Here is a 26,183-nt window from a genome sequence, read left to right on the forward strand (position 1 = left end):
GGACGTGCGCGTTACTGGATGTGACCTTCGCGGCGGAGCTGGTCGGCTTCGGACTTCTCGTAGCGCCAGCTCACGTCGGCCTTCTCGTCCTGCCAGTCCCACGGCTCGACGAGCACCACGTCGTCCTCTCGAATCCAGATTCGCTTCTGCATCCGTCCGGGAATGCGAGCGGTCCGCTCGACGCCGTCGGCACAGCGGACGCGAATACGATTGGCCCCGAGCATGTTCGTCACGACGGCGAACACTTCGTCGTCGTTCGGCATTCGAAGGTCTCGGCGGCTCTCGTTCTCGTCGTCGCTCATGCGCGAGCGTTCGACGTGAGCATGGTTAAATCCGCCGACGTTCGGCCGGTAGGAAGCGTCCGACGGAACGACGCGTTTAGGACCGTCCCGAAACGCCGTCGTGGTATGCTCGACAAACTCGGCACGAAGGGTATCGCCGGCGTCGTCTCCTTGCTCTTGGGTATCGGTATCGTCGCCTATCAGGCCCCCGTCGTCGCGGCGGGCCTCGCGTTCGTCGTCGCCGGGCTCGGCCTCGTCGCCGGCGGCCTCGCCGAGGGCGTCATGAAGATGTTCGGGATGGCCTGACGGGCCTTCGACTCCGGCCCTCGGCTCACAGCGATTCGCGGAGGAACGAGAACACCCGTTTTCGCACCGCGGGATAGTGGTACGACGAGTGCAAGAAGACGTGGTCGGCCGCGTCGACGGCGTCGTACTCGACCTGTGTTCCGGCCGCTTCGAGCGCGTCCGCCAACCGGGCGCTCTGGTCCGGTGCGACGACCGAGTCCTCGCTCCCGTGAAGCAACAGCGTCGGCGGCGCGTCGGCATCGGCATCGGCATCGGCGTCGGTGTCGTCATCCACATAGGTAATCGGCGAACACCGGCGCAACTCGGCGGCCGACGGCCGGTTCTCGAACAGCGGCAACGACTCGCCGGCGCGCTCGTGGTCGTCGGCTCGGAGGTCATAGACGCCGGAGACGCCGACCGCGGCGTCGATGTCGGTCCGGCGACCGAACTCGCCGTCCGAAAGCGCCGCCAGTAACGCGAGGTGCGCCCCCGCGGAGTGACCGACGACGGCGACGGCGTCCGTGTCGATTCCGAACTCGTCGGCGCGGTCCGTCAGCCAGTCGATGCCCTCGCACACGTCTTCGATTTGCGCGGGGAACGGCGCTTCGTGCCCGAGTCGGTACGACACCTCGGCCGCGACGAACCCCTCGTCGGCGGCGTCGAGCGCCCAGCGGGCGAACTGGCCGGTCGAACCGGTCTCCCACGCGCCGCCGTAGACGAAGACGACGAGCGGCCGGGTCGGTTCGGTCGTCTCGGCCGGTTCGGTCGTCTCGGCCGGGCCGCCCATCTCGGCCGCCGGTGAGTCGGGACAGTACACGTCCGCGGTCAGCGTGCGCTCCTCGCGGTCGGTGATCGTGCGGTTTCGATGAACGAGAACGTCGGACGGGCGGGGCATATCGACTCGTCGAGCCGGCGGCTTCTATCGGTTTGGGTGACGGCGAGTCACGAACCGTCGAAAAGGGTATCGTTCCGGCGAGGCGCGGCGATTACTCGGCTATCTTCGCGCGGCCCGGCTCGATGAGTTCGTCGAGGTAGTCCGCGAGCGCGCCCTTCGCGTCGGCCGGGTGGAGTTCGCCGGATTCGAGGTCGGCCTCCAGCGTCTCGTAGTCGTCGTAGTCGAGGTTCCCGCCGTACTGTTCGGGGCGCTCGACGACGACCCGCTCGAAGCGCGGGAAGACGTGGTACTCGAAAATCTGGAGGACGGGGTTCTCGCGCGCCTCGCCCTCGTCGGTCGGCTCGGGGTCGGCCGTCGGCGGGCAGAACGCGCCGTTAACCTTGTCTTCGATGTCCTCCGTGGAGTCCTCCATCGAGATGGTGACGCCCTCGGAGGAGGACATCTTGCCGATGCCCGTCCCGAGGTCCGCGATGAGCGGCGTGTGCATGCAGGTCGGCGACTCCTCGCCGATGCTCGGGAGCGTGTCGCGGGCGAGCATGTGGACCTTGCGCTGTTCCATCCCGCCGATGGCGAGGTCCACGTCGAGGTAGACGATGTCGAGCGCCTGCATGATGGGGTAGACCGCCTGCGCGACGGTGACGCCGTCGCCGCTTTTGATTTCGGCCATGGCGCGCTCGGCGCGCGAGAGCGTCGTCTCCAGTTCGAGCGCGTGCAGGTCGAGGACGTAGCTCTCGTCGAGCTGGTACTCCGAGCCGAGGACGAACTCCGTCTGGCTCTCGTCGAGGCCGTAGGCGATGAACTGCGCTTTCATCCGCTCGGCCGTCTCACGAATCTCCTCGAACGTGCCCTTCCCGTTGAGGTAGGCGTGTACGTCCGCCAGCAGCACGACGACTTCGAAGCCCGCCGCTTGGAGGTCGATGAGCTTGTTGGCGGTGAGCATGTGACCGATGTGGAGGACGCCGGAGGGCTCGTAGCCCACGTACGCTCGCTTGCCCTCGGGGTCGTCGGCCAGCGCGCGCACTTCGTCCTCCGTGACCACTTCGGAGGCGTTCCGAGTGATCAGGTCGTATGCGTCCATACACGTCCGGTGTCGGGGACGTGGCATATGACTTCTGGAAGCCGCCCGCGGGCGAAACGGACAACATCCACCGGTCCCAACTCCGGGTGATGTCCGACTCAGGAACTACGACGCGTGCGCCCGTCATCATCTTCGCCGCGCTCATCCTCGTCGTCTTCGGCCTGCTCGCGGTCATGTGGGCGTCGGTCCGCGGCGGCGACCTCCTCCCGTACATCCTCGGCTTCGCCGTCTACTTTCTCGCGTTCCACGTCTACCTGCCGTACCGAGTCCACAAGGACGCGACGCTCAAGGGGCGAAACGCGACGTTCTGGGCCGTCATCGCCTTCTTACTGCCGCTCGTCGGCGCGGCGCTGTACTTCGTGGTCGCCGTCGTCGTCGGCCACGACGCGACCGACTGAAAACCCGACTCGACGCTATCCGCGCCGGTTCTCGGCGCGGTGTTCGGAGATAATCTGGTCGACCATCTCCTCGCGCTGTTCCTTCTGCCGTTCTTCCGCCCGGTCTTCCCAGTCGGAAATTGCAGATTCGACTTCGGACTCCTTCGCCACGGCGAGTTCGTCTATCTCCTGAATCGTCACGCCGTCGGCGGGTGCGACCGGCACGTCGGCCTCGAACAGCACCTCGTCTGCGACCTCCGAGAGGTTGCCCGACCGGAGGACGACCTTGGGGTCGAACTCGGCGAGGCGCTCGGCGGTCGTCCGCCCCGCCCCGCTGGCGTCGCGGAGGTAGACCACGTCGCCCGCGGCGATGCCGTACTCCTCGATAGTGTGATCGAGCGCGCCGTTGGTGAACTGTTCGACGATTTTGACCGGCACCAAACTGCCGTCGGTGTTCACGTCCGCGAAGTTCGAGTGGTCGAGCTTCCACAGCGACTTCAGCTGGTCGAGCTTGTCTGCGAGCTCCGCCTTGTCGGATTCGAGCGATTCGACCTTCCGCTCCAACCGGCCGTTCTCGCGTTCGAGCCGGGTGACTTCTCGGCGCTCGCGGGCCTCGCGGCGCTCCTCGCGGCGGGCGTCGGACAGTTCGTCTTTGTACTCCTCGATGGTCTCGTCTTTCTCCTCGATGGTCGATTTCAGGTCCTCGACGTGCGATTCGAGGCGCTCGACCCGCGACCGCAACTCCCGAATCTCGCGTTCTTCGGGCGTGAGTTCGGGCTCCTCGTGGGATTCGTCGTCGGCGTCGTCGCCGCCGTCGTCGGCGTCGTCGTCCATCTCGCGGAGGACGGCCTCGACCGACTCCTCGCTGGTGAGGACGCGGGCGATGACCTCCTCTCTGTCCACGTCGGCGGGGACCTTCCGGGAGATGCGCTCGAACTGGTCTTCGTGGTCGTCGAAGGCGAACAGCGCCGCGGCGAGGGCGTCGCGCTCGTGGTCGTTCTCGTAGTCGACCTCGCGGGTTCGGTGGAGCTTCTCGTCCACGGGGATGTCGCTCGCGGGGGCCCAGCCGGCGGCGTCGAAGCTCCGGCGGAACTTCTCGACCGTCTCGGGCATCGGCTGGACGTCGGCGGCGACGAGGCTGGGCCGCCCGCGCTCGATGAGCCACTCGATGACGGCGGCGGTGTCGGCGGTGCGCGTCGAGTGCACGTCGAGGACGCGCCCGTCGAGGCCGACGACGGCGACGGCGGTGGTCGTGCCGGGGTCGATGCCGACGATGACGCGGTCGCGGCGCTTCACGAGCGGTTCGAACTCGATGCCGTCGCGGCGCTCGCGCTCGATTTCGACGCGGGTGTCGCCCGAGCGGTGGGTGGACACGGGGATGTCCTCGGGCCGCGCTTCGACGGTAAACAGCGCCTGCGAGTAGCCGCCGTACTTCTCGGTCACGTCCCGCTCGTAGTCGAGGTTGGCCTCCTTCAGCGCGGACTCGACCTCGCGGGACTGCTGTTTGACCGACCCGTGGATGCGGCGCGTGTAGCGGTCCTGACTCCACCCGCCCTTGCCGGTCGAGCGGCCGCGAGAGACCTTCACGGTCGTCGTGTTCTCGAAGGCGGCGACCTCGTAGCCGACGTTGCCGAGGGCGAGTCGAGCCGCGGCCTCGGCCTCCTTCATCGGGTCTTTGCCGTAGGGGACGCCGTGGCGCGAGGCGACCCGCGAGAGCGGTTCCGGTCGCTCCGCGCCGGTCACCTGCACCAACTGCGTCCCGTGGGGAAGCCACCGCAGGAAGCGGACTAAATCGTCCTTGTCGGTCGCCAACTCGTACATGTTGTCCGTGGCGACGACGCGCGGTTCGTCGCGCTCGATGAGTCGGCGTAACTTGCGGAAGGAGACCACGTCTCGTTCGATTCGGACCTCGTCTGACTCGGTGTCTCGGGTGTCCAACACGACCAGCGCGTACGACGGCGAGTCGCCGCGGATATCGCCGCTCTGGATGTCGACGCCGAAGACGACCGAGTCGAGCGCACTCGTCCGGTCGTTCACGACGGCGACTAGGGCCGCGCCGGATATATACTCCACGCCGGTCGCGGGTGCCGACGCGGCCGGGTGTCGCGGTTGCGCGACTCGGCCGCCGAGCGGGTGCTCGCCGCCGACACCGCCGACACCCCGCCGCGACCTACGTTTGACACGAAACAAACAAGTCTCGGCTATTTGAAATCAGAGTGATGAGTTCTGACATCCCCGACCCGCCGTCGGTGACCTCCCGGTCGCTGACGCGCATCGCCCTCATCGGTGTCGTCGCCCTCCTCCTTGTCGCCGCCCCTGTCGCCGGGCTCCTCGCGTGGGAACCCGTCGAAGAGGGGAACGTCAAGGTCGTCAAGAAGTGGGGCGCGACCACCGGCACCGTCTTCGAACCCGGCGCGCACTTCGTCAATCCCGTCTCGCAGTCGACCTCGTCGCTGTCGGTGCGACCGCAGTCGTACACGATGTCGTCGTCGACGAGCGAAGGTGACAAACGGGGCGACGACGCCATCACCGTCCTGACCGAAGACGGTCTCCGGACGGACATCGACGTGACCGTCCGCTACCGCATCGACGCCGGGCAGGCGGTCGAGTTCTACCGCAACTACCGGACGCTCGAAACCGCCGAAGAGCGCCTGATTCGCCCGTCGATTCGCTCGGTGCTCCGGACCGAGGCCGGTCGGCTCCCCGTCACCGTCATCTACACCGGCGAGGGCCAGACCCAGTTGAAGGCCGCCGCCGAGCGGGAACTCGCAGAGGAGTTCGCCGACGACGGCCTCATCCTCGAAGCGGTGCAGGTTCGCAACGTCGAACTCCCCGCCGAGTACGCGCAGGCGGTCGAACAGAAGGAAATCACCGAACAGCGCCGCCAGCAGAAGCAGGACGAACTCGCCGTCGAGGAGTTGGAGGCCGAGCGCAAGCGCATCGAGGCACAGGGGCAGGCCGACGCCAACCGCATCATCGCCCAGTCGCTGTCCGACGAGGTGCTGGCCCAGAAGTACATCGAGAAACTCGACGAGACGGACACCGTCTACATCCCGGTCGGTGACGGCGGCTACCCGCAGTTCGTCCGGTCGCTGGATAACGACGGCTCGTCGTCGTCGGATTCGTCGTCGAGTTCGTCCGCCGGTTCGTCGTCGGACGCTCGCTCCGCGTCGTCCAGTTCGTCGGGGTCGTCAAGTTCGTCATCTTCGTCCGGCTCCGAAAACGAGACGAGCACCTGACGCCGTCGATGCGTCTCCTCCGTGAACTGGCCGTCGCGGTCGCGTTGCTCGTCATCGTCAGCGTCCTCGCGCGCTCCGGCGTCGGCCGGTTCGTCCTGCCGGTCGCCGGCCTCGCGGTCGCCGCGGCGCTCGTGGCGCTCCTCGCAACACAGCCGGCGTACCCACGGACGGCCGTCGGCCCGCGGACGAGAATCATCAAATCGGCCGCCCAGTCCGCGGACGCCGCCTGCGTCGAGTGCGGGTCGCCCGCGACGGCGCGCCGGCGCTACGTCCGCGAGTGGGTCGTCCTCGGGGTTCCCGTCGTCCTCATCGACGACGGCGAGAACCCGGTCTGCGACGCCCACCGCGACTGACCCGACCTCGTCTTTCGGCTCGATGGCCCGTTCAGCGGCCGCTCAGACGAGCCTGCCCGTCGAGACGAACTCGACGCGCCCGCCGACGCGGACCGCCACCTCGTCGCCGCGGTCCTCGGCTTCGAGGTGGAGGTGGGACGGTCGACCCATCTCGTAGCCCTGCTCGACCGTGACCTCGATTTCGTCGTCTCCGAAGTAGCGATGGCGGGCGAGGTAGCCCGCGAAACAGCCGTTCGCGCTCCCGGTTGCGGGGTCCTCGGCGACGCCGTGGCCGGGCGCGTACATCCGCGCCGCGAAGTCGTTCGCGTCGTCGCGGGGGTCCGGACAGAACAGAAAGAGATTCTCGACGCCCACGTCGTCGAAGAACGACCGGTACGCCGGGGTGAACACCTCGCTCCGGGCGAGCGCGTCGCGGTCGCGGAGCGGAATCATCACCGCCGGGAGGCCGGTCGAGACGACCTGTATCGGCCAGTCGGCGTCGAAGTCGTTCGCGTCGAGCGACAGCACCTCCGCGAGCGTCTCGCGGTCGAGTTCCGCGCCGAACCTCGGCGCGTTCTGCGTCATCCAGTACTGCTCGCTGTCGCTTCCGTCGGACCGGACCTCGACCGAAATCGGACCGACGCCGAGGTTCAGCGTCACCTCGTCGCCCGCGCCGAAGTGGTCGCGGAGGACGGCGGCCGTCCCGAGCGTCGGGTGTCCGGCGAACGGAATCTCGCCGTCCGGCGTGAAGATGCGAACGTCGTAGCCATCGTCGGGCGACCCGCCCTCGATGAACGTCGTCTCCGAGTAGTTCATCTCGTTGGCGAGCGCGGCCATCTGCTCGGAACGCAGCGCGTCCGCGTCCTCGAAGACGGCGAGTTGGTTGCCGGCGTACTTCGCCGTGGCGAACACGTCGACGGTGTGGAAGGCGTTCTGCGGCACATCGACGGGTGCGCGCGGGCGGGGGAAAAGCGTACCGCGGCCCCGGACTACTCCCCGGTCTCCGCCCCGCCGCCGTCGCTGTCGGCGTACGGGACCTCCAGTTTCTGGCCGTCCTCGGCGACGAACGCCTCGCCGTCGTACACCTCGCGGGCCTGTTCGAGAAGCGGGCTCGGGTCGGCGGCGTACCGGGCGGAGATGTGCGTCAGCGCGAACCGCCGCACGTCTGCGTCGCGGGCGACGCGGGCGGCCTCCCGCGCGGTCGAGTGCGCGGTCTGTTTCGCCCGCTCGGCCTCCTCGTCGGTGAACGTCGCGTCGTGGACGAGCAGGTCGGCGTCGCGGGCGACCTCGACGGTCGAGTCGAGCGGGCGGGTGTCGCCGGTGTAGACGACGGTTCTGCCGGGTCGGGGGTCACCGACCACCTGCTCGGAGCGCACGACGGTTCCGTCTTCGAGCTCCACGTCCTCGCCGGCGTGGAGGCGGCCGAACGCCGGGCCGACGGGGACGCCGAGTTCCTCGGCCTTCTCGCGGTCGAACCGGCCGGGGCGGTCGTCCTCGACGAGGGCGTAGCCGACCGAGGCGGTCCGGTGTTCGGTGTCGAACGCGCGGACCTCGTAGTCGTCGGCGCGGTAGGCGACGTTCCCCGGTCGGACCTCGTGGACGGAGACGTGGAAGCCGGGCTGGTAGCCGCCGGCGTGGACGAGTTGTTCGAGGTGGCCTTTGCTCCCCGGCGGGCCGTGGATGGCAAGCGAGTCGTCGCGGTCGTTGAAGTCGAGCGTCTGAATCAGCCCGGGGATGCCGAGGATGTGGTCGCCGTGGAGGTGGGTGACGAACAGGTGGCTGACGCCGAACCCGGTCCCGTAGCGCATCATCTGGCGTTGGGTGCCCTCCCCGCAATCGAACAACAGGCGCTCGCCGTCGCGGTTCACGAGGAACGCGCTCGGCGCACGCGCCGTGGTGGGGACGGCCCCGCCGGTCCCGAGGAAGGTCGCGCGCATGGACATGCTCCAGAATGATACCGGCGGGACTAAACGTGCGTCGAATCCGTCGCGGCCGCTCGCCGCCCCGAGGCGGTGCGGCCCCCGACGCCCCGGACCGACCGATTCTTACCCGACCGTCTGCTACCGGAGTCCAATGGACGCGCCGCTGTGGACCGAGACGCACGCGCCGGGGCTCGACGACCTCCCACAGCCGGAGGTCCGCGACCGCCTCCGACGCGCCGTGGACGAACCGATGAACCTCGTCGTGCAGGGCCCGCCGGGCGTCGGCAAGACCGCCGCCGTCCGCGCGCTGGCTCACGAGGCGCACGCGGACCCCGAAAACGACCTCATCGAACTCAACGTCGCGGACTTCTTCAACCGGACGAAAAAGCAGATTCGCGCCGACCCGCGGTTCGAGCAGTTCCTCGACGGCCGCAGTCGCATGGCGAAACGCGACATGATAAACCGCGTGCTCAAGGAGTCCGCCGGCTACGCCCCGATGTCCGGCGAGTACAAGACCATCGTCCTCGACAACGCCGAATCCATCCGCGAGGACTTCCAGCAGGCGCTTCGCCGCGTGATGGAACAGCACCACCGGACCACGCAGTTCATCATCACCACGCGCCAGCCCTCGAAGCTCATCCCGCCGATTCGCTCGCGGTGTTTCCCCGTCCCCATGCCCGCGCCCGACGACGAGGCGCTCGAAGCAGTTCTGGAACACATCTTCGACGCCGAGGGCGTCGATTACGAGGAGGGAAGTCTTCGTGTCTTCGCGAACGCCTCGAACGGCAACGTCCGAAACGCCATTCTCGCGGCACAGCACGCCGCAAACAACGCGGACACCGTGACGAGCAATGAACTCATTTCGGCCCTCGGCGACGTGGGCTTCGACGACGAGCTGAAGACGCTCCTCATCAACGCCCGCGAGGGCGACATCAAGGACGCCCGCAAGACCCTCACGACGCTCCTCGACGACGAGGGCTACGAGGGGCAGGAGCTCCTCCGCGACATCCTCCGCGTCGCCGACTCGACCCCCGAGCGCTTCGCCGACGGCGAACTCGCCCGCCTGCACGAACTCGCGGGGCAGGTCGACCTCGACATCTCGACGGGCATCGACGACCGACTGCACATCACCCACCTCCTCACGAGTTGGGGCGCGGACGTCCGCGGCGAGGCATAATGCGGTTCGCACCCGGCTACCGACGGTTCGCCCTTCCTGCCTTCGTCGGCGCGGCGGTCGCGGCGGTCGTCTTCCCACCGCTCGGGGCCGCGCTTCTCGCGGTCGGCGCGTTCGTCCTCTGGTTCTTCCGGGACCCCGAGCGTTCGCCCCCCGACGAACCGGGCGTCGTCGCCCCCGCCGACGGGCGCGTCTCCGTGATTCGCGTCGAGGACGGCCGCGTCCGCGTGGGCGTGTTCATGAACGTCACCGACGTGCACGTCAACCGCGCGCCCGTCTCCGGTTCGGTCCGAACCGTCACCCACCGCCCCGGCGCGCACAAACCGGCGTTCTCGAAGGACTCCGACCGCAACGAGCGCGTCGATATCGAACTCGACACCGACGCGGGCGACCACGAAGTGTCGCTCATCGCCGGCGCGTTCGCCCGGCGGATTCACTCGTACGTCGCGCCCGGCGACGAACTCGTCCGCGGCCAGAAACTCGGCCACATCGACTTCGGCTCGCGGGCCGACGTGCTGTTACCACCGGAGTTCGGCTCCGAAGACGTGGTCGTCGAGAAGGGTGAGTCGGTGCGGGCGGGCGAGACGGTGTTGGCGCGGCGGGAGTGAGCGTCGCTAGACGGCCAGGTACTCCGCGAGCGCGTCTTCGTCGGCTAGCGTCTCGGGGCCCACCGTGTCGACGAACGTGCCGCGCTCCATCGCGTAACACCGGTCGGCCAGTTCGCGGATGACGCCGAGGTTCTGTTCGACGAAGAGGATGGTCGTCCCGAGTTGGTCGTTGATTCGCTTCATGTCGCGGCTTATCTGGTCGACGATGGAGGGCTGGATGCCCTCGCTCGGCTCGTCCAGAAGCAGCACGTCGGGGTTCGAGACGAGCGCCCGCGCGATGGCGAGCATCTGCTGTTGTCCTCCGGAGAGCGTGCCGGCCTGCTGGTCGGCGCGCTCCTGGAGAATCGGGAAGTAGTCGTATATCTCGTCGTACAGCAGGTCGTCGCTGCCGGCGTTGACCGTCTCGCCCATCTTGATGTTCTGTTCGACGCTGAGTTTCGGGAACACCTCGCGGCCCTGCGGGATGTAGCCCATCCCGGCCCGGGCGCGCTCGTCCGCGCCGGCGGCGGTGACGTCCTCGCCGGCGTACGTAATCGTCCCCTCGGTCGCGTCGAGGAGGCCGATGACGGTTTTCATCAGCGTCGTCTTCCCGACGCCGTTTTTGCCCATCACGCCGACGATTTCGCCCGCCTCGACCCGGAGGTTCACGTCGCGCAGAATCGGCGTCGTACCGTATCCGGCCGACACGTCGTCGAGTTCGAGTATCATTGCTCTCCCCCGAGGTAGATGCGCTGGACGGCCGGGTCGGACTCTATCTCGCCGATAGAGCCCTCGCGGAACACGTCGCCTTTGTGCAGCACCGTCACCTCGTCGGCGATGTCCGCGACGAAGTCGGTATCGTGTTCGATGACGACGAACGCGATGTTCTGTTCCTCGTTGAGCCGCGTGATGCGCTCTGCGATGGCCTCGCGCTCCGCGATGTCGAGTCCGGCGACCGGTTCGTCTAGCAAGAGTAGTTCCGGTTCCAACGCGGCGGCCATCCCGATTTCGAGCTGTTGCTGTTGGCCGTGGGAGAGCGCGCTCGCTTGGGCGTTCTCGTAGCCGTCGAGTCCGGCCGCGGCTATCGCGTCGTCGACGAGCTGCCGGCGCTCCGTGCCGTCAGCGAACCGCTGAATCGGGAGCCGCGCGTTCTCCCGAACCGTCAGGTTCCCGTACACCGACGGGACTTGGAACTTGATGCTAATCCCGCGTCTGACCCGCTGGTGGGGGTCGGCGTCGGTGATGTCGCTTCCGTCGTAGTAGACGTTGCCCGCGGTCGGGGCGTAGGTCCCCGTGATGAGCTTCAACAGCGTCGACTTCCCGGCCCCGTTCGGGCCGATGAGACACCGAAGCTCGCCTTCGTCGACGCTGAAGTCCACCTCGTCGGTGGCGGTGAAGCCGCCGAAGTCCTTCCGCAGACCCTCGGTCTGCAACAGCGTGTCCGTGGTCCGTCCGGTCGCTCTCTGTGCTGCGGTCTGTCGCATCTGCGGCCCGCTCGTGTTGTGTGTGCTCATGACTCAGTCACCTCCGGGTTCTCCGACGGCGTCGCCGCGCCGCCGCGTAGTTCGACGTAGGTCTGGCGAACCCACGGGACGATGCCACCGGGGAGTCCGAGGATGAACACCAACAGCAGCGCACCCACCGCGACGAACGCCCACTCGCCGCCGAGCGAGTTCCGGACGAACTCGATGCCGACGGTGGCGACGACGGCTCCGAGGAGCGTCTTGCGGCCGCCGACGCTCACCCAGATGACGGGCAGCGAGGCGAACGCGAGGTCGAACACCTGCGGGCTGACGTAGTTCCCCCACGAGGCGTACAGCACGCCCGAGAGGCCGGCGAGCGCGCCGCCGATGGTGAAGACGGTGAGCTTCACGCGCCGCACGTCGTAGCCGAACATCCGGGTGCGGTCTTCGTCCTCGCGGACGGCGACCATCACGCGCCCGTAATCCGAGTTGACGAGCGCCCGCAGTCCGAGATACGTGGCGACGAGCAGCGCCAACACGAAGTAGTAGAACGAGACGCTGTCGAAGGTGACCGCGGCGGGCCCGACGCCGAGCGAGAGGGTCGGAATCGTCGGCATACCGTTGAAGCCGCCGAGCGCGGCGCTTCCGATGGTCCACTCGTCGCCCGCGGTCTGGGCCATGAACGTGTGGAGCACGAGCGTCGACACCAGCGTGATGATGGTGACGTAGACGTCCCGCACGCCGCCGTAGAACATGAAGTAGCCGAGCACCGCGGCAGCGACCGCCCCGCCGAGGATGCCGACGAGGAACGCCGTCGAGATGCCGAGGGGCGTCGGGACGTTCACCGAGACGACCCCGAAGGTGTAGCCGGCGATGCCGAAAAACACCACCTGGCCGAAGCTCAGCACGCCGGAGTAGCCCCAGACGACCGACAGCGAGAGGCCGAGGAAGGCGTACACGAAGAACAGCGAGAACCGCGACGCCTGATAGGACCCGGCGAGAAACGGGTACGCCAACAGCGCCGCGACGACGACGGCGAAGCCGACCCAGAACCCCCGCGAGTCACCGACGGTGTTAGGACCTTCGACCCGCCGCCGCAGTCGGGCGAGAACCCCGGTGTCGTCGGCGCTTCCGCTCGACATCTACGCGTCCTCCTGCCGCCGCGCGCGGACGGTTTCGATGAAGCCGGTGATGCCGTCGGGCAGGAACCGAATCATCACGATAGCGGTGGCGAGAAGGGCGATGCGACCGAAGAACGTCCCGACGAGGTTGGAAAACAGGGCGTTGATGGAGCCCAGCAGCCCGCCGGCCAGCGTCGTCCCGAGGACGACGCCCGGGCCGCCGACGACGACGGCGACGAACGACTCCACGAGGAACGAGCTGCCGAGGGTCGGAACCATCGTCACCGTCGGCGCGTACAGCGCGCCCGTCAGCCCGGCCATCCCGGAGCCGATTGCGAACGTCGTCATGTACGTCCGCTCGGTGTCGACGCCGAGCGCCTTTGCGATTCGCTCGTTTTGAATCGTCGCGCGGGCGCGCATTCCGTACTCGGTGTGGGTAAACAGGTAGTACGTCAGCGCGAGCACGCCGACGGCGACGCCCGCCAGCAACACGCGGTACGTCGAGTAGGAGTAGCCGCCGTACGCGATTTCCCCGAGCGGTGTCCCGATCTGGGGCAGCGAGTTGCCCAGCGTGATGCGGACGCCCTGCACCATGATGAGGCTCAACCCCCACGTCGCAACCATCGAATCCGCGAGGCGGTCGTACAGCGGCTCGACCACGTCGCGGCCGAGCGCCCGCTGGCTGACCGCGTTCGGCACCGACCCGGAGATGACGACCCGCTCGACGACGAGGCCGAACACCGCCGAGACGGCGACCCCGGCCAGCATCGCGACCGGCAGCGGGAGGCCGAGGCGGATGTTCGCCAGCGTCGTGGCGTACGCGCCGACCATGATGAACTCGCCGTGGGCGAGGTTGATGACGCCCATGATGCCGAAGATGACGGCGAGGCCAGCGGCCGCCAGCACGATGAACGCGAAGCTATCGAGGAACTGAAACAGTAAGTTCAGCGGATTTACCATCTTACCCCGCCACCTCGTAGAAGTCCTGTGGTGTGTACTGGGTCTCTTCGTCTTCGCTGGCGAGGTCGCAGCCGACCGTCTCCGAGAGGAACGTCTCGGGGATGACGCGGTCGTCGACCGCCTCCACGTTGTGCTCTCCGTCCGCCCGCATGACCCACATGTGGTGGTCGACGTGGTGGGTCGCCCCGTCCAGCGCGATGCTCTCGCCCGCGGGGGCCTCGGGCGCCTCGTACGTGATGCCCGATTCGAGCGCGGCCTTCACTTCCGCTTGGTCGGTCGTCCCGGCCTGCTCGACCGCCTGCTTGTACATGTAGATAGAGAAGTAGTTGTTCTCGGCCTCCTCGTTGAGATACGGCGCGTCGGGGAACTTCTCGAAGTACCGGTCGACGAAGCCGCCGTCCTCCGTGTTCCGCTCGGTCGGGATTTCCTCCATGTAGTTGACCCCGGCGTAGATGTTCTCCATCGCGGGCGGATCAAGCCGGAGGTGCTCGTACCCCTGCGCCATCGCCGTCGACGTTCCGATGGGCACGTCCAGCCCGGCGGAGGCCTTCTGCTCGTAGAACGAGGTGTGGTTCGCGCCGACGAGCATAGACATCACGAAGTCGGGGTCGGCCTCCTGGATGCGGTTGATGGTCGAACCGAACTGGGAGTTCGAAAGCGGGATGAACTCCTCGCCGATGACCTCCGCGCCGTTCTCGTTGGCGAGGACCCGCACCCAGTCCGCCGAGAGCTGTCCGAAGTTGTAGTCGGCGGCGATGGTGTAGATCCGCGGGCCGTACTCCTCGACGAGGTACGGGAGGACGCTCCCCAACTGCTGGCGGGCGGTCGGCCCGACGGCGAAGACGTTCTGGTCGCAGACGCCGCCCTCGTACTGGGTCGTGTAGAAGTACAGTTGGTCCTCACGGTCGATGATGGGCCGAATCGCCTCCCGCGTCGCAGAGGAGTAGCCCGCCCACAGCGCGTCGACGTTCTCCTGATTGATTGCGCGCCTCGTCAACTCCTGGTAGCGCTGGTTGTCGGACTGCGGGTCGGGGTCGAAAACCTCGATCTGTTGGCCGTTGATGCCGCCGTTTTCGTTAATCTCCTCGATGGCGAGGAGCGACGCCTTGTACTTCGGGTCACCGACCAGCGCGAAGTTTCCCGAGCGGTCTTCGAGTATCCCGAGGGTTATCGTGTCGCTGCTGGACGACGTACCTCCCATACACCCGGCGAACGCGGTCCCGGCGACCGCCGCCGCCGACCCGAGGAACTGACGCCGACTTACGAGTCGGTCGTTCATTCACCGACACCCCCGAACGACACTCGTGAATCCTCCGATTTTGCGTAGATAATGGATGAATCTTCAGCAATCTGCACGAGAGCAGTGCGTTTGTCAACGTTTTCGAACACATGTCTCCGTTCTGAAGGATATATAAAAGGGTTCTCAATCGAGTATTAATTTTACATCTATTGAATATAGTGATATAAGGTTGGAAAAGGTAAACATTAGACATGTGTAACCGAAAGTAATCTCGTAACATCTGCGACATACTCGACATATCAGATTTTATTGTTTCACTAATTTAAAGAAATTCAGTTATTTCCGAACAGTTCGAATATTTGATAGGTGTTCGGGGCGTGAGCGGCCGGTTCCCGCGCGGTTCGGTCCACCGGAGTCCGATAGACAAACCAGTAGCATCTCGGACCCCGACAGGGCAAATATTGTTCTCCTGGCCATATTTATCCTAAATGTCTCGAATATGTCGATAAAGATGTGTGAATATCCATTTGATCATTCCGACACGAACGCGTCCGTTCGGTGTGTGTCGCTATGACCGGCGAGTTCGTTCCCGGTGAGGTCATCACCGCCGACGGGACCATCACGCTGAACGAGGGGCGAGAGACGGCCGAGGTGACGGTGGGGAACACCGGCGACCGGCCGATACAGGTCGGCTCTCACTTCCATTTCTTCGAGGCGAACGCCGCGCTGTCGTTCGACCGCGAGGCGGCCTACGGGATGCGGTTGAACATCCCCGCGGGGACCGCGGTCCGGTTCGAACCCGGCGACCAAACGTCGGTCGAACTGGTCGCTATCGGCGGCAAGCGCCGCGCCCACGGGATGAACGGGATGGTCAACGGCAGCGTCGACACCGACCCGAGCGCCGCCGTCGAGCGCCTGCGCGCGGCCGGGTTCGCTGACACCGGCGCTTCCGACGACGAACACGGCACCGCGGAGGGGTCGAGCGAATGACGAAGGACATCGACCGCGAGGCCTACGCCGACCTGTACGGCCCCTCGGAGGGCGACCGCGTCCGACTGGCCGACACCGAACTGTTCGCCGAAGTCGAGACGGACCTCCGGACGCACGGCGACGAGGCCGTCTTCGGCGGCGGGAAGACGCTCCGCGACGGTCTGGGGATGGCCCCCGACGTGACCCAAGCAGACGGGGCGCTGGACTGGGTCATCACGAACGCGACCGTCATCGACCCGGTTCTCGGCGTCGTCGCCGGCGACATCGGCATCCGCGACGGCGACATCGTCGGCGTCGGCAAGGCGGGCAACCCCGACACGATGGACGGCGTGGACATGGTCGTCGGCCCGGCGACCGACGTCTACCCGGCCGAGGGGAAGATTGCGACCGCCGGCGCGCTCGACATCCACGTCCACTGGAACTCCGCGCAACTGCACGAACACGGGCTGGCGTCCGGCATCACGACGATGCTCGGCGGCGGCTACGGCGGCGGCGCGACGACCTGCACGACCGGCCCGCAGAACATCAAGCGGTTCCTCCAAGCCGCCGAGGCGTGGCCCGTCAACGTCGGCTTCTACGGCAAGGGGAACGCGTCCACGCCCGAACCCCTCATCGAGCAGGTCGAAGCCGGCGCGTGCGCGCTCAAACTGCACGAGGACTGGGGGTCGATGCCCGCGGCAATCGACACCTGCCTCGACGTGGCCGAAGACGAGGACGTACAGGTGTGTATGCACACGGACACGCTCAACGAGGCCGGCTTCGTCGAGAACACGTTCGCGGCCGTCGACGGCCGGACGATGCACCTGTTCCACATCGAGGGCGCGGGCGGCGGTCACGCCCCCGACATCATGGAACTGGTCGGCGAGCCGAACATGCTCCCGTCGTCGACGAACCCCTCGATGCCGTACACGGACAACACGTTCGACGAGCACCTCGACATGGTGATGGTGTGTCACCATCTCAACCCCGACGTGCCCGAGGACGTGGCGTTCGCGGAATCGCGGGTGCGCGCCGAGACCATCGCCGCCGAGGACGTGCTCCACGACATGGGCGCGATTTCGATGATGACGACCGACTCGCAGGCGATGGGTCGGCAGGCCGAACTCGTCTCGCGGACGTGGCAGACCGCCTCGAAGATGAAGTCCCAACGCGGGCCGCTCCCCGAAGACGAGGGGACCGGCGCGGACAACCACCGCATCAAGCGCTACCTGGCGAAGTACACCATCAACCCCGCGATATCCGCGGGTATCGACGACTACGTCGGCACGCTCGAACCCGGCAAACTCGCGGACGTGGTGCTGTGGGACCCCGCGTTCTTCGGCGTCAAGCCGGCGATGATATTCAAAGGCGGCTTCCCCGTCCACTCGGAGATGGGCGAGGCCAACGGCTCGTTGATGACGTGCGAACCGATTCTCCAGCGCCGGCGGGCCGGCGCGGACGGCAAGGCCAAACACGGCCTCTCGCTGTCGTTCGTCTCCCCGGCCGCCGCCGACAACGACGTCGGCGAGGCGTACGGCCTCGACTCGCGGGTCGTCCCGGTGGGCGGCACGCGCACGCCCGGCAAGGAGGACATGCTGTACAACGACTACTGCCCCGACGACATCGACGTCGACCCCGAGACGTTCGAGGTCGAAGTCGACGGCGAACTCGTCACCTGCGAACCGGCTTCCGAACTCCCCCTCGCACAGCGGTACACGCTATGAAACTCACCCCGAAAGAACAGGAACGGCTCACGGTCTTCACCGCCGCAGAGGTCGCGCGACGCCGCAAGGAGCGCGGCGTCCCGCTGAACCACCCCGAAGCGGTCGCGTACATCACCGACTGGTGTATCGAGCGCGGCCGCGACGGACAGTCCGTCGCCGAGATTCGCTCCGGGGCGTCGCAGTTGCTCGGCCGCGAGGACGTCATGGACGGCGTCCCCGAGATGATCGACATGATTCAGGTCGAACCGATGTTCCCCGACGGCACCAAGCTCGTCACCGTCCACGACCCCATCCGGTCCGACAGCGTCGGCACCGCCGATTCGACGGCGGACGCGGCGACCGACGGGAGCGACACAGACGACATCGACACGAGCGGGGGTGACGACGCGTGAGCCTCACGCACCGCGACGTGGCGACGGTCGGTATCGGCGGGCCCGTGGGGTCGGGCAAGACGTCGCTTCTGACCGAACTCGTGCCGCAGCTTCGCGAACAGGGGCTGAACGTCGGCGTCATCGCAAACGACATCCTCACCCAGGAGGACGCCGACGTGTTGCGCGAGCGGTTCGCCGGGGTCGTCCCCGAGAGCCTCGTCGCGGGCGTCGAGACCGGGGCGTGCCCGCACACGGGCATCCGGGAGGACCCGTCGATGAACCTCCAGCAGATAGACGACTTCCTCGCGGACCACCCCGAGCTAGATATCGTGCTGATAGAGAGCGGCGGCGACAACCTCGCGGCGACGTTCAACCCCGAGCTCGCGGACTACTCGCTGTACGTCATCAGCGTCGCGGAGGGCGACGACATCCCGCGGAAGCGCGGCCCCGGCGTCGTCGACTGCGACCTGCTCGTCATCAACAAGACCGACCTCGCGCCGCACGTCGACGCCGACCTCGACGTGATGGAGCGGGACGCGAAGGCGGTCCGAAGCGGGCCGTTCGTCTTCACCGACTGTCGTTCTCAGACGGGCATCGAGGAGGTGCTGACGCACGTTCGCGAAGGGGTGCTGTTCGCCTGATGGCCGCCGACTCGCCCCCGCCGTCGTTCGAGCGGTACGCGGCGGAGCCCGTCCCGCAGGCGGCGGTCGGCGCGCCGGGAAAAGACGGCGTCCTCGAACTGACGTTCGAGCGGACCAGCCGCGGGACGGCGCTCGTCCACGACTACGCGACCGTGCCGTTCCATATTTCGGGAACGCTCGGCCACGACCCGCACCCCGAGGCAGAGACGGTGTTCGTCCAGTCGCCGACCGGCGGCGTCGCCCAAGGCGACCGCCACGACCTGACCATCGCGGTCGAAGCCGACGCAATCGCGCACGTCTCGACGCAGAGTTCGACGAAGGTGCAGACGATGGAGCGCAACTACGCCGGCGTCGACACCGCGCTGTCGGTCGCCGCCGGCGGCCACCTCGACTACGTGCCGGAGCCGACGATTCTCCACGCGGACGCCCGGTACACGCAAGACCTGCGTCTCGACGTCGCAGACGGCGCGACGGCTATCGTCGGCGACGTGGTCGTCTCGGGGCGACTCGCCCGCGGCGAGCGGTTCGAGTTCGACCGCTATCGCTCTCGACTGCGCGCGACCGGCCCGGACGGCCTCCTGTTCGAGGACGCCACGCATCTCGCGCCCGACGAGTCGGACCCGAGCGCGCCGGGACTCCTCGGTGAGCACGCGGTCTACGGGACCCTGTTCGTCGTCGCGCCGGGCCGAGACGCGGCCTCGTTGAGCGACGACCTCCACGAGGCGGTCGCGGCTACCGACGCCCGCGCCGGCGCGACCGAACTGCCGAACGACGCCGGTGTCGCGGTTCGCGCGCTCGGTGACTGCGCGGACACCGTCCGGACCGCGTGCGACGCCGCCTGGGACCGTGCGCGGCGGGCGTTACTCGACGCCCCCGCGCCGTCCGGGAGGAAGTACTGATGCTCGTCGCCGACACCTACCTCGGCCACCGGGACGACCCGGCGGTCCGAGCCAGACTCGACGAGGCCGACGCCGCCCGCGTGGTGCTGTCCGACGACGACCGACGGCGCTCGCGCGTCAGAACCGAGACCGAAGACGGCCGGGACCTCGGCGTCGTCGTCGGGCGCGAACTCGACGACGGCGACGTGCTCGAAACGGAGACTGGCGACCTCGTCGTGGTCGAACTCGCGGCTATCGACGTGCTCGTCGTCGACGTGGGCGCCGCCGACGTGTCCACGACCGCCGCGGTGGAACTGGGTCACGCGCTCGGCAACCGCCACTGGGACCTCGCCATCCGTGACGGCGAGGCGCTGTTCCCGGTTCCCGACACCTACGAGCGGATGGAAGCGACCGTCGCGGACCACCTCCCGCCGGGCGTGACGACCCGACGCGAGACCGTCTCGCCGGCTCTCTTCGACGGCGACGAACCCGACCACGGCCACGGCGACCACAGCCATAGCCACGGCGACCACCACCACGGCGGGCACAGTCACGGGGACGGCGATCACGACCACAGCCACGGCGATCACGACCACAGCCACGACGGCCTGCTCCGGTCCGCTCGGGGGGACGAGCGATGACCGACGGCGCTCGGCTCGAATCCTTTCGGTTGGCCGATTCGTTCCTCCCGGTCGGGACGTACACCGCCTCCTACGGCCTCGAACAGTTCGTTCAGGAAAATCGGGTCGAAGACGCCGACGACCTCCGGGCGTTGCTATCGACGTATCTCAAACAGCAGGTCGGCCCGTGCGAACTGGTCGCGCTTCGGGCGGCTCACACCGCCGCCCGCGACGGCGACTTCGACGCGGTCTGTCGCGCCGACCGCCGTCTGACGGCGGCGACGCTGTCCAAGGAGTTCAGAAAGAGCGCCCGACAGTCCGGCAACCGCCTCCTCTCGCTCCAGCGGGAGCTCCGCGAGTCGCCCCTCCTCGACGAGTACGCCGAGGCCGTCGACGCCGACGACGCGACCGGGAACTACGCCGTCGTCCTCGGCGTCGCCGCCGCGAGCGCGGACATCGACGCCTCGGAGGCGTGTCTGCTCTGTTGTCACGGCTTCGTGACCGGACTCGTCGGGGCCGCCCAGCGGGTGCTCTCGCTCGGACACACCGACGCCCAGCGGATTCTCCACGACCTCCAGCCGGTGATGACCGAGGCCGCCGCCGACAGCGCCGACCGAGGGATAGACGAGATGTCGCCGTTCGCGCCACTCATCGACGTTCTCTCCGCGAATCACGAGCGCGCCGACCGGCGGCTGTTCATGAGCTAAGTCGGGCCGGGCGACCGCCGCCAGCGCGCCGTCCCGGCGAGGGACGTCGAGCACACAAGGCACTTAACGTGACAGATGAACAACCTCTCATGCAGCGCAGACAGGTCCTCGCGTCTCTCGGCTCGCTCGCCCTCCTCTCGGGATGTCTCGGCGGCCCCGCCGAATCCTCGACCGAGACGACGACCACGACCGGAACCAACACCTCCGAGTCGGAGTCGACCGAATCCGGACGGGCCGCGACCACCACGAGCGACTGCGGTCGGACGGAGTTCTGCGAGGGGTCGGAGCTCGTTCGCGTCCGGGTCGACGGTGGCTTCTCCGGCGAAGTCGTGTTGAACCCCGCGTGCCGCGAGAGCGACATCGAACTCTCGCCCGGCGAGACGGAGACGCTCATCCGACAGGCCGACGCCGAGACCTGCGACGTGGAACTCCTCGTCGACGGCGAAGTGGCCTACGACGGGCGGATTCAGGACTACGAGTACGTGATGGTGCGCGTCGGCTCGGACGGGGAAATCTCACTGCAGAAGGAAGTCCTCTAACGGTCTCAGTCGCCTCCAGTCATCTCCGGTCGCCTCGGCTACCGGCGCGTCTCGACGGCCAGCACCACGACCGAGACGACGAGCGAGAGGACCGCCACCACGAGACCGAACAGGTAGTACGGGTTCGACCCGGCCGGGTACGACAGGAGCGAAAACAGCAGGAACGACGACCCCATCGCGACGATGACCATCGCTTGTGGGTCGGGGTCGTACGCCTCGGCGAGGGTCTCTCGAACCGTGCGCGACATGCCTCCGCTTCGACGCGCTCGCTCATAGCCTTGTCGCGCGGTTGAACAAACCCGTCTCGGCTGCGGCCGTGTCGGAGCCGCCGCACCGCCGCCGATTCCGACTACCGATGCAGCAGATGCACGTACCGCACCAGCGACCGGTGGACCCGTCGCTCGAACACTCGTTCGACCTCCCAGCCGGCGTCCTCGGCCGCCTCAGCCCACGACCGGTCGGCAACCATCACGCACTCGGGGGCGACCCGGCGGACCTCCGCCAGCGCGCCGCCGACGAGGTCCGCAAGCGAGTGGCGGGCGATTTTCGACTGCCGGCCGTAGGGGGCGTCGAACACCGCGCCGTCCATCGAATCGTCGCGGAGGGGGAGCGCGGTGGCGTCGCCGCGGACCACGTCGCCGGAGCCGACGTAGTGACGCAGGTTCTCCCGCGCGCCGCCGACCATCTTCGCTTGGGCGTCGACGCCGACCACGTCGGCACCGACGAGGCCGGCTTCGAGGAGGACGCCGCCGGTGCCGCACATCGGGTCCAGAATCCGGGCACCGGGCTCCGCGCCGGCCATGTTGACGAAGGCGCGGGCGTCCACGGGGGCCATGCTGCCCGGCTGGAAAAACGGCCGGTCGGTCGGTTTCCGGTCGGTGAAGTCGCGGACGGCCTCGACGGCGGTCCAGCCGACGAGACAGGCGTCCTCGGAGAAGTAGACCCGTAGCTCGTGGTCGGGGTCGTCCAAGTCGACGCCGAAGCCGCGCTCGACGAGCGCCGACCCGAGTTCGCGCTCGGCGTCGGTCGTGCTGATACCGGCGAGTCCTCGCACGTCGCGGGCGCGGACGGCGACGGTCCCCCCGCGGTCGACGTTCGCGGCCGCGACGACGGCGCGGGCGGCCTCGATGTCGGGGTCGCATCGCCCGACCAGTTCGACGACGCGCCGGGTGTAGGCGAGTCGCCTCGCGCGCTCCGGTTCGACGCCGCGGGCGGTGGCGAGACCGGGGGCGACGACCGTCACGCCCGTCGCGGCCGCCTCGGCCTCGCGGGCGGCGAAGGCGTCTTCCTCGCCGGCGAGTTCCAATCCGTACACGCTCGGACCTGACGGGCCGCGGAAATGAGGGTATCGGTCGTCGTCGCGCCCGCGGGGGCGTCGGCCGGCCCGGACCGACCGCGACTCCGCTGAACCTGACACCTCGACGACGGCGAGACTTATATCGGGCGCTCCGAATCCACTCGCATGACCTCTCTCGACGCCATCCTCTGGGGCGCGGCGGCGCTCACCTACGGGCTCGGCGACTACGTCACGACCGTCCTCGGAGTCAGGACGGCGGGCGTGCAGGAAGGCAATCCCCTCGTGCGACGCCTCTCCGGCGGCGACCCCGGTCCCGGCTCGTTCGCGGTGTTGAAGCTCGTCTCGGTCGCGCTGTTCTTCGCGGCCTACTGGGCGCTCAAGCCGGCGGTCGCCCGACTCGCAGTTCCACTTTCGCTGACAGTTCTCGGCGCGGTCGTCACCGCTCGAAACGCCCGGATTATTCACCGCCGCGCGTAAGCTGTCATTCCCTCGCACCAATCTTTTTAACCCTTAAATACGTGACTTAAATCGTTGTATGACCGACCCCAAGGACACAATCAACATCGAAAACGTCGTCGCCTCCACGGGAATCGGCCAAGAGCTCGACCTCCAGAGCGTGGCGATGGACCTCGAGGGTGCCGACTACGACCCCGAGCAGTTTCCGGGACTCGTCTACCGTACGCAGGAGCCGAAGTCCGCGGCGCTCATCTTCCGGTCCGGGAAAATCGTCTGCACCGGCGCGAAGTCGACCGACGACGTCCACGAGAGCCTCGAAATCGTCTTCGACAAGCTCCGCGAGCTTCAGATTCCGGTCGACGACGACCCCGAAATCACCGTGCAGAACATCGTCACGAGCGCGGACCTCGGCGAGAACCTGAACCTCAACGCCATCGCCATCGGGCTCGGTCTCGAAAACATCGAGTACGAACCGGAGCAGTTCCCCGGCCTCGTCTATCGCCTCGACGAACCGAGCGTCGTCGCGCTCCTCTTCGGGTCGGGCAAACTCGTCATCACGGGCGGCAAACAGCCGACAGACGCCGAGGCGGCGGTCGACGTCATCATCTCGCGGCTCTCCGAACTCGGTCTCCTCAACGGGTCGTTCTAACGCCACCGAACCTCGACTGCGTCGCGTAACCGGGACTCGAATCGACCGAATCTAAGTCAGTCGCGTCCTTCGGGCCGGTATGGACGCGCTCACCTTGCAGACGGCTACCGGTGCGCCGGTCACGGCCGTCGCCGGAACGTTCGCGCTGTTCGCGCTGTTCCTCTCTCTCACCGCCCACATCGCCGCGCGGAACGTCCTCGGCGACGTGGAACTCAAGAAGGCGTTCGCCGTCGGCCCGGTCCCGGCGGCCATCGCCGTCGTCTTCACCTCCTTCGGCTGGAACTCCTTCGTCGCGCTCGCGCTCGCACTCGGCCTCGACTTCGGCTTCGTCAAGTACCTCTACGGCCGGTCGACCCGCCTGTCGGCGTACGTGGTCGTCATCCACTTCGTCGTCTCGGTGCTTCTGGGTCTCGTCCTGTTCGGCCTCTCCGCCATCCTGCTGACCGCGCCATTCTGAGGCACCCGCCGTACTTTCTTGCCCGAGGCCGCCGAACTCCCCGTCGTGTCTCCCCGCCGACTCCTCTGGAACGACGCGGAACGCCGGCCGCGCGCCCCGTTTCGCCTGCTCTTGACGCCCGTCGTCTTCGTGGCCGTCTCGCTGGTGGTCGGATTCTCGCTTTCGACCGCGCTCGGCGGCCTCGCCGGGTCGAGCCGCCTCGCGTCGCTCGTCGTCTCGCTCGTCTCGGTCGGCGCGAGCGGTCTCGCCGCGCTCGTCGTCGCGCGGTACGTCGATAGGCGGACCGTCGCGGACCTCGGACTCGGACTCGACCGCGAGTGGGCGGTCGACCTCGGGTTCGGTCTCGCGCTCGGAACGGGCCTGATGACCGCCGTCTTCGTCGTCGGCGTCGCGGCCGGCTGGATTGCGGTCTCTCCCGCCCCGCTCGGCGTCGACCGACTGCTCGGCGTCGGGTCGCTTCTGGCGTTCTTCGTCGTCGTCGGCATCGCGGAGGAACTCCTGCTTCGGGGCATCGTCCTCACCGACGTCGCCGAGGGCCTCCGCTGGCGGTTCGGCCCGGACGCGGCGGTCGCCGGCGGCCTCGCCGTCTCCTCGGCGGTGTTCGGCGTCGCCCACTACACGAACCCGAACGCGGGGTTCGCCAGCACGACGAGCATCACGCTCGCGGGCGTCATGCTCGGCCTCGGCTACGCGCTCACCGGCGACCTCGCCATCCCGACGGGCATCCACATCTCGTGGAACTTCGTGCAGGGCGGCGTCTTCGGCTTCGCGGTCAGCGGCCTCGACTTCGGCACGTCGCTCGTCGAGACGACCGAACGCGGCCCCGACGTGATTACCGGCGGCGCGTTCGGCCCGGAGGCCGGTCTGCTCGGCGTCGGCGCAATCGTCCTCGGCGCGGTCTGCATCGCGGCCTACGTCCGGGTGCGCCGCGGCGACCTCGGGTTCGACCCGTCGGTCACGGTGCCGGAGCTGCGCTGGAAACAGTGAAAACCGGCGCGTCGCTTACTCGACTAACCGCTCGATTTCGGTGACGAGGATGCCGCTCGCGCCGACGCTTTTCAGGTCGCTGACGACCTCGAACACGTCGCGCTCGTTCACGACGGCGTGGACGGCCACGGTCGAGTCGCCGGCGACGTCCATCACGGTCGGGCCGCCGAGTCCGGGGATGACCTCCTTCACCTCGTCGAGCTTCTCGCGCGGCGCGTTCATCATCAGGTAGCGTTTGCCCTCCGCCGAGCGGACGGATTCGAGCGCCATGAGCAACTGCTGGACCTTCGAGTCGTCGACCACGTCGGGGCGGGCGAACAGCCGAACCGACGACGACAGCACCTCGTCGACGACCGCGAGCCGGTTCACCCGCAGGGTCGTCCCGGTCGAGGTGATGTCGATGATGGCGTCGGCCATCTCGACGTGGGGCGTCAGTTCGGTCGCGCCCGTGACCTCGACGACTTCGGCGTCGATGCCCGCCTCCTCGAAGTAGGTCCGCGCGATGTGGGGGAACTCGGTGGCGACGACCTTGCCCGACACGTCCGCAACGGTCTCGATGTCGCCGTCCTCGGGCGCGGCGAGGACGAGCCGACACTTGCCGTACTCCAAATCGAGCAGGTCCTCGAGTTCGTGGCCCGACTCGCGGACCTGGTCGAGACCCGTGATGCCGACCTCGGCGGCCCCGTCGCGGACGTACTCGGGGATGTCGGCGGCGCGGGCGAACAGCACGGTCACGTCGGGGTCGACGGTCCCGGCGTAGAGTTTGCGCTCGGCACCGTTGTCGAGGTGCAGCCCCGCACGCTCCAGAAGTTCAATCGTCGGTTCGTGCAGGCGGCCCTTGTTGGGCACGGCGATTCGCATACCTCCCCGTCACGTCCCGGAGGTAATTGACTTTCGCAAGCCGGAACGGTTTTTGACACGTCTGCGAAGTGTC

General features: G+C 67.7%; 32 protein-coding genes. 18 read left to right on the forward strand and 14 right to left on the reverse strand.

Annotated features, from left to right (window positions below):
• Nucleotides 1–11: 11 nt before the first annotated feature.
• Complete coding sequence (gene eif1A, locus DEQ67_RS00695) at nucleotides 12–302, reverse strand: translation initiation factor eIF-1A (RefSeq protein WP_004045248.1); 291 nt, start codon at nucleotides 300–302, stop codon at nucleotides 12–14.
• A 105-nt stretch (nucleotides 303–407) separates the two neighbouring features.
• Between eif1A and DEQ67_RS00700 the strand changes: the two genes are divergently transcribed.
• Nucleotides 408–587 (forward strand): DUF7470 family protein, encoded by a 180-nt coding sequence (locus tag DEQ67_RS00700; RefSeq protein WP_006600807.1) that lies wholly within the window; start codon nucleotides 408–410, stop codon nucleotides 585–587.
• Nucleotides 588–612: 25 nt separating this feature from the next.
• Here DEQ67_RS00700 and DEQ67_RS00705 read toward each other — a convergent pair whose 3' ends face one another.
• Nucleotides 613–1,461 carry an alpha/beta hydrolase gene (locus DEQ67_RS00705; RefSeq protein ID WP_115802022.1) on the reverse strand — a complete coding sequence of 283 codons (849 nt, stop codon included), beginning with the start codon at nucleotides 1,459–1,461 and terminating at the stop codon, nucleotides 613–615.
• 91 nt (nucleotides 1,462–1,552) lie between these two features.
• Nucleotides 1,553–2,539 (reverse strand): tyrosine--tRNA ligase, encoded by a 987-nt coding sequence (locus DEQ67_RS00710; protein WP_004065671.1) that lies wholly within the window; start codon nucleotides 2,537–2,539, stop codon nucleotides 1,553–1,555.
• Between the two features lie 20 nt (nucleotides 2,540–2,559).
• Between DEQ67_RS00710 and DEQ67_RS00715 the strand changes: the two genes are divergently transcribed.
• Nucleotides 2,560–2,937: a hypothetical protein gene (locus tag DEQ67_RS00715; RefSeq protein ID WP_006600804.1), complete on the forward strand. Its 378-nt coding sequence runs from the start codon at nucleotides 2,560–2,562 to the stop codon at nucleotides 2,935–2,937.
• A gap of 15 nt (nucleotides 2,938–2,952) precedes the next feature.
• Here DEQ67_RS00715 and DEQ67_RS00720 read toward each other — a convergent pair whose 3' ends face one another.
• Nucleotides 2,953–4,953, reverse strand: a complete 2,001-nt coding sequence (locus DEQ67_RS00720) for a DUF460 domain-containing protein (RefSeq protein ID WP_115891733.1) — start codon at nucleotides 4,951–4,953, stop codon at nucleotides 2,953–2,955.
• A gap of 182 nt (nucleotides 4,954–5,135) precedes the next feature.
• Between DEQ67_RS00720 and DEQ67_RS00725 the strand changes: the two genes are divergently transcribed.
• Nucleotides 5,136–6,155, forward strand: coding sequence for a prohibitin family protein (locus tag DEQ67_RS00725; protein ID WP_115891734.1), 1,020 nt, complete (start codon nucleotides 5,136–5,138; stop codon nucleotides 6,153–6,155).
• A gap of 8 nt (nucleotides 6,156–6,163) precedes the next feature.
• Entirely contained in the window at nucleotides 6,164–6,508 is a 345-nt protein-coding gene (locus tag DEQ67_RS00730) for a hypothetical protein (RefSeq protein WP_115891735.1), read from the forward strand.
• A gap of 42 nt (nucleotides 6,509–6,550) precedes the next feature.
• Here DEQ67_RS00730 and DEQ67_RS00735 read toward each other — a convergent pair whose 3' ends face one another.
• Nucleotides 6,551–7,429, reverse strand: a complete 879-nt coding sequence (locus DEQ67_RS00735) for a PhzF family phenazine biosynthesis protein (RefSeq protein ID WP_115802026.1) — start codon at nucleotides 7,427–7,429, stop codon at nucleotides 6,551–6,553.
• 47 nt (nucleotides 7,430–7,476) lie between these two features.
• The gene (gene rnz, locus DEQ67_RS00740; RefSeq protein WP_006600802.1) at nucleotides 7,477–8,424 is read right to left on the reverse strand and encodes a ribonuclease Z; all 948 of its coding nucleotides are present in this window, start codon (nucleotides 8,422–8,424) and stop codon (nucleotides 7,477–7,479) included.
• Nucleotides 8,425–8,560: 136 nt separating this feature from the next.
• Between rnz and DEQ67_RS00745 the strand changes: the two genes are divergently transcribed.
• Both DEQ67_RS00745 and DEQ67_RS00750 read left to right on the forward strand, forming a co-directional pair.
• Nucleotides 8,561–9,586, forward strand: coding sequence for an AAA family ATPase (locus DEQ67_RS00745; RefSeq protein WP_115891736.1), 1,026 nt, complete (start codon nucleotides 8,561–8,563; stop codon nucleotides 9,584–9,586).
• Entirely contained in the window at nucleotides 9,586–10,191 is a 606-nt protein-coding gene (locus DEQ67_RS00750; protein WP_115802028.1) for a protein sorting system archaetidylserine decarboxylase, read from the forward strand. The genes DEQ67_RS00745 and DEQ67_RS00750 overlap by 1 nt, the downstream gene beginning before the upstream one ends.
• Before the next feature lie 6 nt (nucleotides 10,192–10,197).
• Here DEQ67_RS00750 and DEQ67_RS00755 read toward each other — a convergent pair whose 3' ends face one another.
• The 5 genes from DEQ67_RS00755 to DEQ67_RS00775 are packed head-to-tail and all read right to left on the reverse strand — an operon-like array spanning nucleotide 10,198 to nucleotide 14,993.
• Nucleotides 10,198–10,899: an ABC transporter ATP-binding protein gene (locus DEQ67_RS00755; RefSeq protein ID WP_115802029.1), complete on the reverse strand. Its 702-nt coding sequence runs from the start codon at nucleotides 10,897–10,899 to the stop codon at nucleotides 10,198–10,200.
• Nucleotides 10,896–11,654: an ABC transporter ATP-binding protein gene (locus DEQ67_RS00760; RefSeq protein ID WP_115860641.1), complete on the reverse strand. Its 759-nt coding sequence runs from the start codon at nucleotides 11,652–11,654 to the stop codon at nucleotides 10,896–10,898. Before DEQ67_RS00760 ends, DEQ67_RS00755 begins: the two co-directional genes overlap by 4 nt.
• Before the next feature lie 26 nt (nucleotides 11,655–11,680).
• Nucleotides 11,681–12,775, reverse strand: a complete 1,095-nt coding sequence (locus DEQ67_RS00765) for an ABC transporter permease subunit (protein WP_115891737.1) — start codon at nucleotides 12,773–12,775, stop codon at nucleotides 11,681–11,683.
• On the reverse strand, nucleotides 12,776–13,714 hold the full coding sequence (gene urtB / locus DEQ67_RS00770) for an urea ABC transporter, permease protein UrtB (protein ID WP_004065650.1): 939 nt from the start codon (nucleotides 13,712–13,714) through the stop codon (nucleotides 12,776–12,778).
• A 1-nt stretch (nucleotide 13,715) separates the two neighbouring features.
• Nucleotides 13,716–14,993, reverse strand: a complete 1,278-nt coding sequence (locus DEQ67_RS00775; RefSeq protein ID WP_115860639.1) for an urea ABC transporter substrate-binding protein — start codon at nucleotides 14,991–14,993, stop codon at nucleotides 13,716–13,718.
• Nucleotides 14,994–15,524: 531 nt separating this feature from the next.
• Here DEQ67_RS00775 and DEQ67_RS00780 point away from each other — a divergent pair.
• From DEQ67_RS00780 to DEQ67_RS00815, 8 genes are all read left to right on the forward strand, one after another.
• Complete coding sequence (locus DEQ67_RS00780) at nucleotides 15,525–15,944, forward strand: urease subunit beta (RefSeq protein WP_006600796.1); 420 nt, start codon at nucleotides 15,525–15,527, stop codon at nucleotides 15,942–15,944.
• Complete coding sequence (gene ureC / locus DEQ67_RS00785; protein ID WP_115891738.1) at nucleotides 15,941–17,647, forward strand: urease subunit alpha; 1,707 nt, start codon at nucleotides 15,941–15,943, stop codon at nucleotides 17,645–17,647. Before DEQ67_RS00780 ends, ureC begins: the two co-directional genes overlap by 4 nt.
• A complete protein-coding gene (locus DEQ67_RS00790) occupies nucleotides 17,644–18,039 on the forward strand; it encodes an urease subunit gamma (protein ID WP_115891739.1) in 396 nt (131 codons plus the stop codon). Before ureC ends, DEQ67_RS00790 begins: the two co-directional genes overlap by 4 nt.
• A complete protein-coding gene (gene ureG / locus DEQ67_RS00795; protein ID WP_004065640.1) occupies nucleotides 18,036–18,659 on the forward strand; it encodes an urease accessory protein UreG in 624 nt (207 codons plus the stop codon). The genes DEQ67_RS00790 and ureG overlap by 4 nt, the downstream gene beginning before the upstream one ends.
• Nucleotides 18,659–19,558, forward strand: a complete 900-nt coding sequence (locus DEQ67_RS00800) for an urease accessory protein UreD (RefSeq protein ID WP_115802035.1) — start codon at nucleotides 18,659–18,661, stop codon at nucleotides 19,556–19,558. Before ureG ends, DEQ67_RS00800 begins: the two co-directional genes overlap by 1 nt.
• Nucleotides 19,558–20,178 carry an urease accessory protein UreE gene (locus DEQ67_RS00805; protein WP_115891740.1) on the forward strand — a complete coding sequence of 207 codons (621 nt, stop codon included), beginning with the start codon at nucleotides 19,558–19,560 and terminating at the stop codon, nucleotides 20,176–20,178. The genes DEQ67_RS00800 and DEQ67_RS00805 overlap by 1 nt, the downstream gene beginning before the upstream one ends.
• Entirely contained in the window at nucleotides 20,175–20,864 is a 690-nt protein-coding gene (locus DEQ67_RS00810) for an urease accessory protein UreF (RefSeq protein ID WP_115860631.1), read from the forward strand. Before DEQ67_RS00805 ends, DEQ67_RS00810 begins: the two co-directional genes overlap by 4 nt.
• 89 nt (nucleotides 20,865–20,953) lie before the next feature.
• A complete protein-coding gene (locus tag DEQ67_RS00815; protein WP_115891741.1) occupies nucleotides 20,954–21,403 on the forward strand; it encodes a hypothetical protein in 450 nt (149 codons plus the stop codon).
• Nucleotides 21,404–21,441: 38 nt separating this feature from the next.
• On the opposite strand, the gene DEQ67_RS00820 is transcribed toward DEQ67_RS00815, so the two are convergent.
• Both DEQ67_RS00820 and DEQ67_RS00825 read right to left on the reverse strand, forming a co-directional pair.
• Nucleotides 21,442–21,651, reverse strand: coding sequence for a hypothetical protein (locus DEQ67_RS00820; protein WP_115891742.1), 210 nt, complete (start codon nucleotides 21,649–21,651; stop codon nucleotides 21,442–21,444).
• A 101-nt stretch (nucleotides 21,652–21,752) separates the two neighbouring features.
• Nucleotides 21,753–22,709 carry a methyltransferase domain-containing protein gene (locus tag DEQ67_RS00825; RefSeq protein ID WP_115860625.1) on the reverse strand — a complete coding sequence of 319 codons (957 nt, stop codon included), beginning with the start codon at nucleotides 22,707–22,709 and terminating at the stop codon, nucleotides 21,753–21,755.
• Nucleotides 22,710–22,865: 156 nt separating this feature from the next.
• Here DEQ67_RS00825 and DEQ67_RS00830 point away from each other — a divergent pair, with 156 nt between their 5' ends.
• From DEQ67_RS00830 to DEQ67_RS00845, 4 genes are all read left to right on the forward strand, one after another.
• Nucleotides 22,866–23,177 (forward strand): DUF5658 family protein, encoded by a 312-nt coding sequence (locus tag DEQ67_RS00830; RefSeq protein ID WP_004065626.1) that lies wholly within the window; start codon nucleotides 22,866–22,868, stop codon nucleotides 23,175–23,177.
• Between the two features lie 58 nt (nucleotides 23,178–23,235).
• Nucleotides 23,236–23,805, forward strand: coding sequence for a TATA-box-binding protein (locus tag DEQ67_RS00835; protein WP_004045271.1), 570 nt, complete (start codon nucleotides 23,236–23,238; stop codon nucleotides 23,803–23,805).
• Nucleotides 23,806–23,884: 79 nt separating this feature from the next.
• Nucleotides 23,885–24,262, forward strand: coding sequence for a DUF7473 family protein (locus DEQ67_RS00840; protein ID WP_004065624.1), 378 nt, complete (start codon nucleotides 23,885–23,887; stop codon nucleotides 24,260–24,262).
• 18 nt (nucleotides 24,263–24,280) lie between these two features.
• Nucleotides 24,281–25,249: a CPBP family intramembrane glutamic endopeptidase gene (locus DEQ67_RS00845; protein WP_115860623.1), complete on the forward strand. Its 969-nt coding sequence runs from the start codon at nucleotides 24,281–24,283 to the stop codon at nucleotides 25,247–25,249.
• Between the two features lie 15 nt (nucleotides 25,250–25,264).
• Here the strand turns inward: DEQ67_RS00845 and hisG are convergent, their stop codons facing one another.
• Nucleotides 25,265–26,110, reverse strand: coding sequence for an ATP phosphoribosyltransferase (hisG, locus tag DEQ67_RS00850; protein ID WP_115860621.1), 846 nt, complete (start codon nucleotides 26,108–26,110; stop codon nucleotides 25,265–25,267).
• Nucleotides 26,111–26,183 lie beyond the last annotated feature (73 nt).

Origin of the sequence: Haloferax sp. Atlit-48N, from assembly GCF_003383015.2 — an archaeon.
Lineage (GTDB): Archaea > Halobacteriota > Halobacteria > Halobacteriales > Haloferacaceae > Haloferax > Haloferax volcanii.

Excerpts from the sequence above, each read along its gene's own strand:
- eif1A (WP_004045248.1), bottom strand. The coding sequence starts at position 302 with ATGAGCGACGACGAGAACGAGAGCCGCCGAGACCTTCGAATGCCGAAC.
- DEQ67_RS00700 (WP_006600807.1), top strand. The coding sequence starts at position 408 with ATGCTCGACAAACTCGGCACGAAGGGTATCGCCGGCGTCGTCTCCTTG.
- DEQ67_RS00705 (WP_115802022.1), bottom strand. The coding sequence starts at position 1,461 with ATGCCCCGCCCGTCCGACGTTCTCGTTCATCGAAACCGCACGATCACC.
- DEQ67_RS00710 (WP_004065671.1), bottom strand. The coding sequence starts at position 2,539 with ATGGACGCATACGACCTGATCACTCGGAACGCCTCCGAAGTGGTCACG.
- DEQ67_RS00725 (WP_115891734.1), top strand. The coding sequence starts at position 5,136 with ATGAGTTCTGACATCCCCGACCCGCCGTCGGTGACCTCCCGGTCGCTG.
- DEQ67_RS00730 (WP_115891735.1), top strand. The coding sequence starts at position 6,164 with ATGCGTCTCCTCCGTGAACTGGCCGTCGCGGTCGCGTTGCTCGTCATC.
- rnz (WP_006600802.1), bottom strand. The coding sequence starts at position 8,424 with ATGCGCGCGACCTTCCTCGGGACCGGCGGGGCCGTCCCCACCACGGCG.
- DEQ67_RS00745 (WP_115891736.1), top strand. The coding sequence starts at position 8,561 with ATGGACGCGCCGCTGTGGACCGAGACGCACGCGCCGGGGCTCGACGAC.
- DEQ67_RS00750 (WP_115802028.1), top strand. The coding sequence starts at position 9,586 with ATGCGGTTCGCACCCGGCTACCGACGGTTCGCCCTTCCTGCCTTCGTC.
- DEQ67_RS00755 (WP_115802029.1), bottom strand. The coding sequence starts at position 10,899 with ATGATACTCGAACTCGACGACGTGTCGGCCGGATACGGTACGACGCCG.
- DEQ67_RS00760 (WP_115860641.1), bottom strand. The coding sequence starts at position 11,654 with ATGCGACAGACCGCAGCACAGAGAGCGACCGGACGGACCACGGACACG.
- DEQ67_RS00765 (WP_115891737.1), bottom strand. The coding sequence starts at position 12,775 with ATGTCGAGCGGAAGCGCCGACGACACCGGGGTTCTCGCCCGACTGCGG.
- urtB (WP_004065650.1), bottom strand. The coding sequence starts at position 13,714 with ATGGTAAATCCGCTGAACTTACTGTTTCAGTTCCTCGATAGCTTCGCG.
- DEQ67_RS00775 (WP_115860639.1), bottom strand. The coding sequence starts at position 14,993 with ATGAACGACCGACTCGTAAGTCGGCGTCAGTTCCTCGGGTCGGCGGCG.
- DEQ67_RS00780 (WP_006600796.1), top strand. The coding sequence starts at position 15,525 with ATGACCGGCGAGTTCGTTCCCGGTGAGGTCATCACCGCCGACGGGACC.
- ureC (WP_115891738.1), top strand. The coding sequence starts at position 15,941 with ATGACGAAGGACATCGACCGCGAGGCCTACGCCGACCTGTACGGCCCC.
- DEQ67_RS00790 (WP_115891739.1), top strand. The coding sequence starts at position 17,644 with ATGAAACTCACCCCGAAAGAACAGGAACGGCTCACGGTCTTCACCGCC.
- DEQ67_RS00800 (WP_115802035.1), top strand. The coding sequence starts at position 18,659 with ATGGCCGCCGACTCGCCCCCGCCGTCGTTCGAGCGGTACGCGGCGGAG.
- DEQ67_RS00805 (WP_115891740.1), top strand. The coding sequence starts at position 19,558 with ATGCTCGTCGCCGACACCTACCTCGGCCACCGGGACGACCCGGCGGTC.
- DEQ67_RS00810 (WP_115860631.1), top strand. The coding sequence starts at position 20,175 with ATGACCGACGGCGCTCGGCTCGAATCCTTTCGGTTGGCCGATTCGTTC.
- DEQ67_RS00815 (WP_115891741.1), top strand. The coding sequence starts at position 20,954 with ATGCAGCGCAGACAGGTCCTCGCGTCTCTCGGCTCGCTCGCCCTCCTC.
- DEQ67_RS00820 (WP_115891742.1), bottom strand. The coding sequence starts at position 21,651 with ATGTCGCGCACGGTTCGAGAGACCCTCGCCGAGGCGTACGACCCCGAC.
- DEQ67_RS00830 (WP_004065626.1), top strand. The coding sequence starts at position 22,866 with ATGACCTCTCTCGACGCCATCCTCTGGGGCGCGGCGGCGCTCACCTAC.
- DEQ67_RS00835 (WP_004045271.1), top strand. The coding sequence starts at position 23,236 with ATGACCGACCCCAAGGACACAATCAACATCGAAAACGTCGTCGCCTCC.
- DEQ67_RS00840 (WP_004065624.1), top strand. The coding sequence starts at position 23,885 with ATGGACGCGCTCACCTTGCAGACGGCTACCGGTGCGCCGGTCACGGCC.
- hisG (WP_115860621.1), bottom strand. The coding sequence starts at position 26,110 with ATGCGAATCGCCGTGCCCAACAAGGGCCGCCTGCACGAACCGACGATT.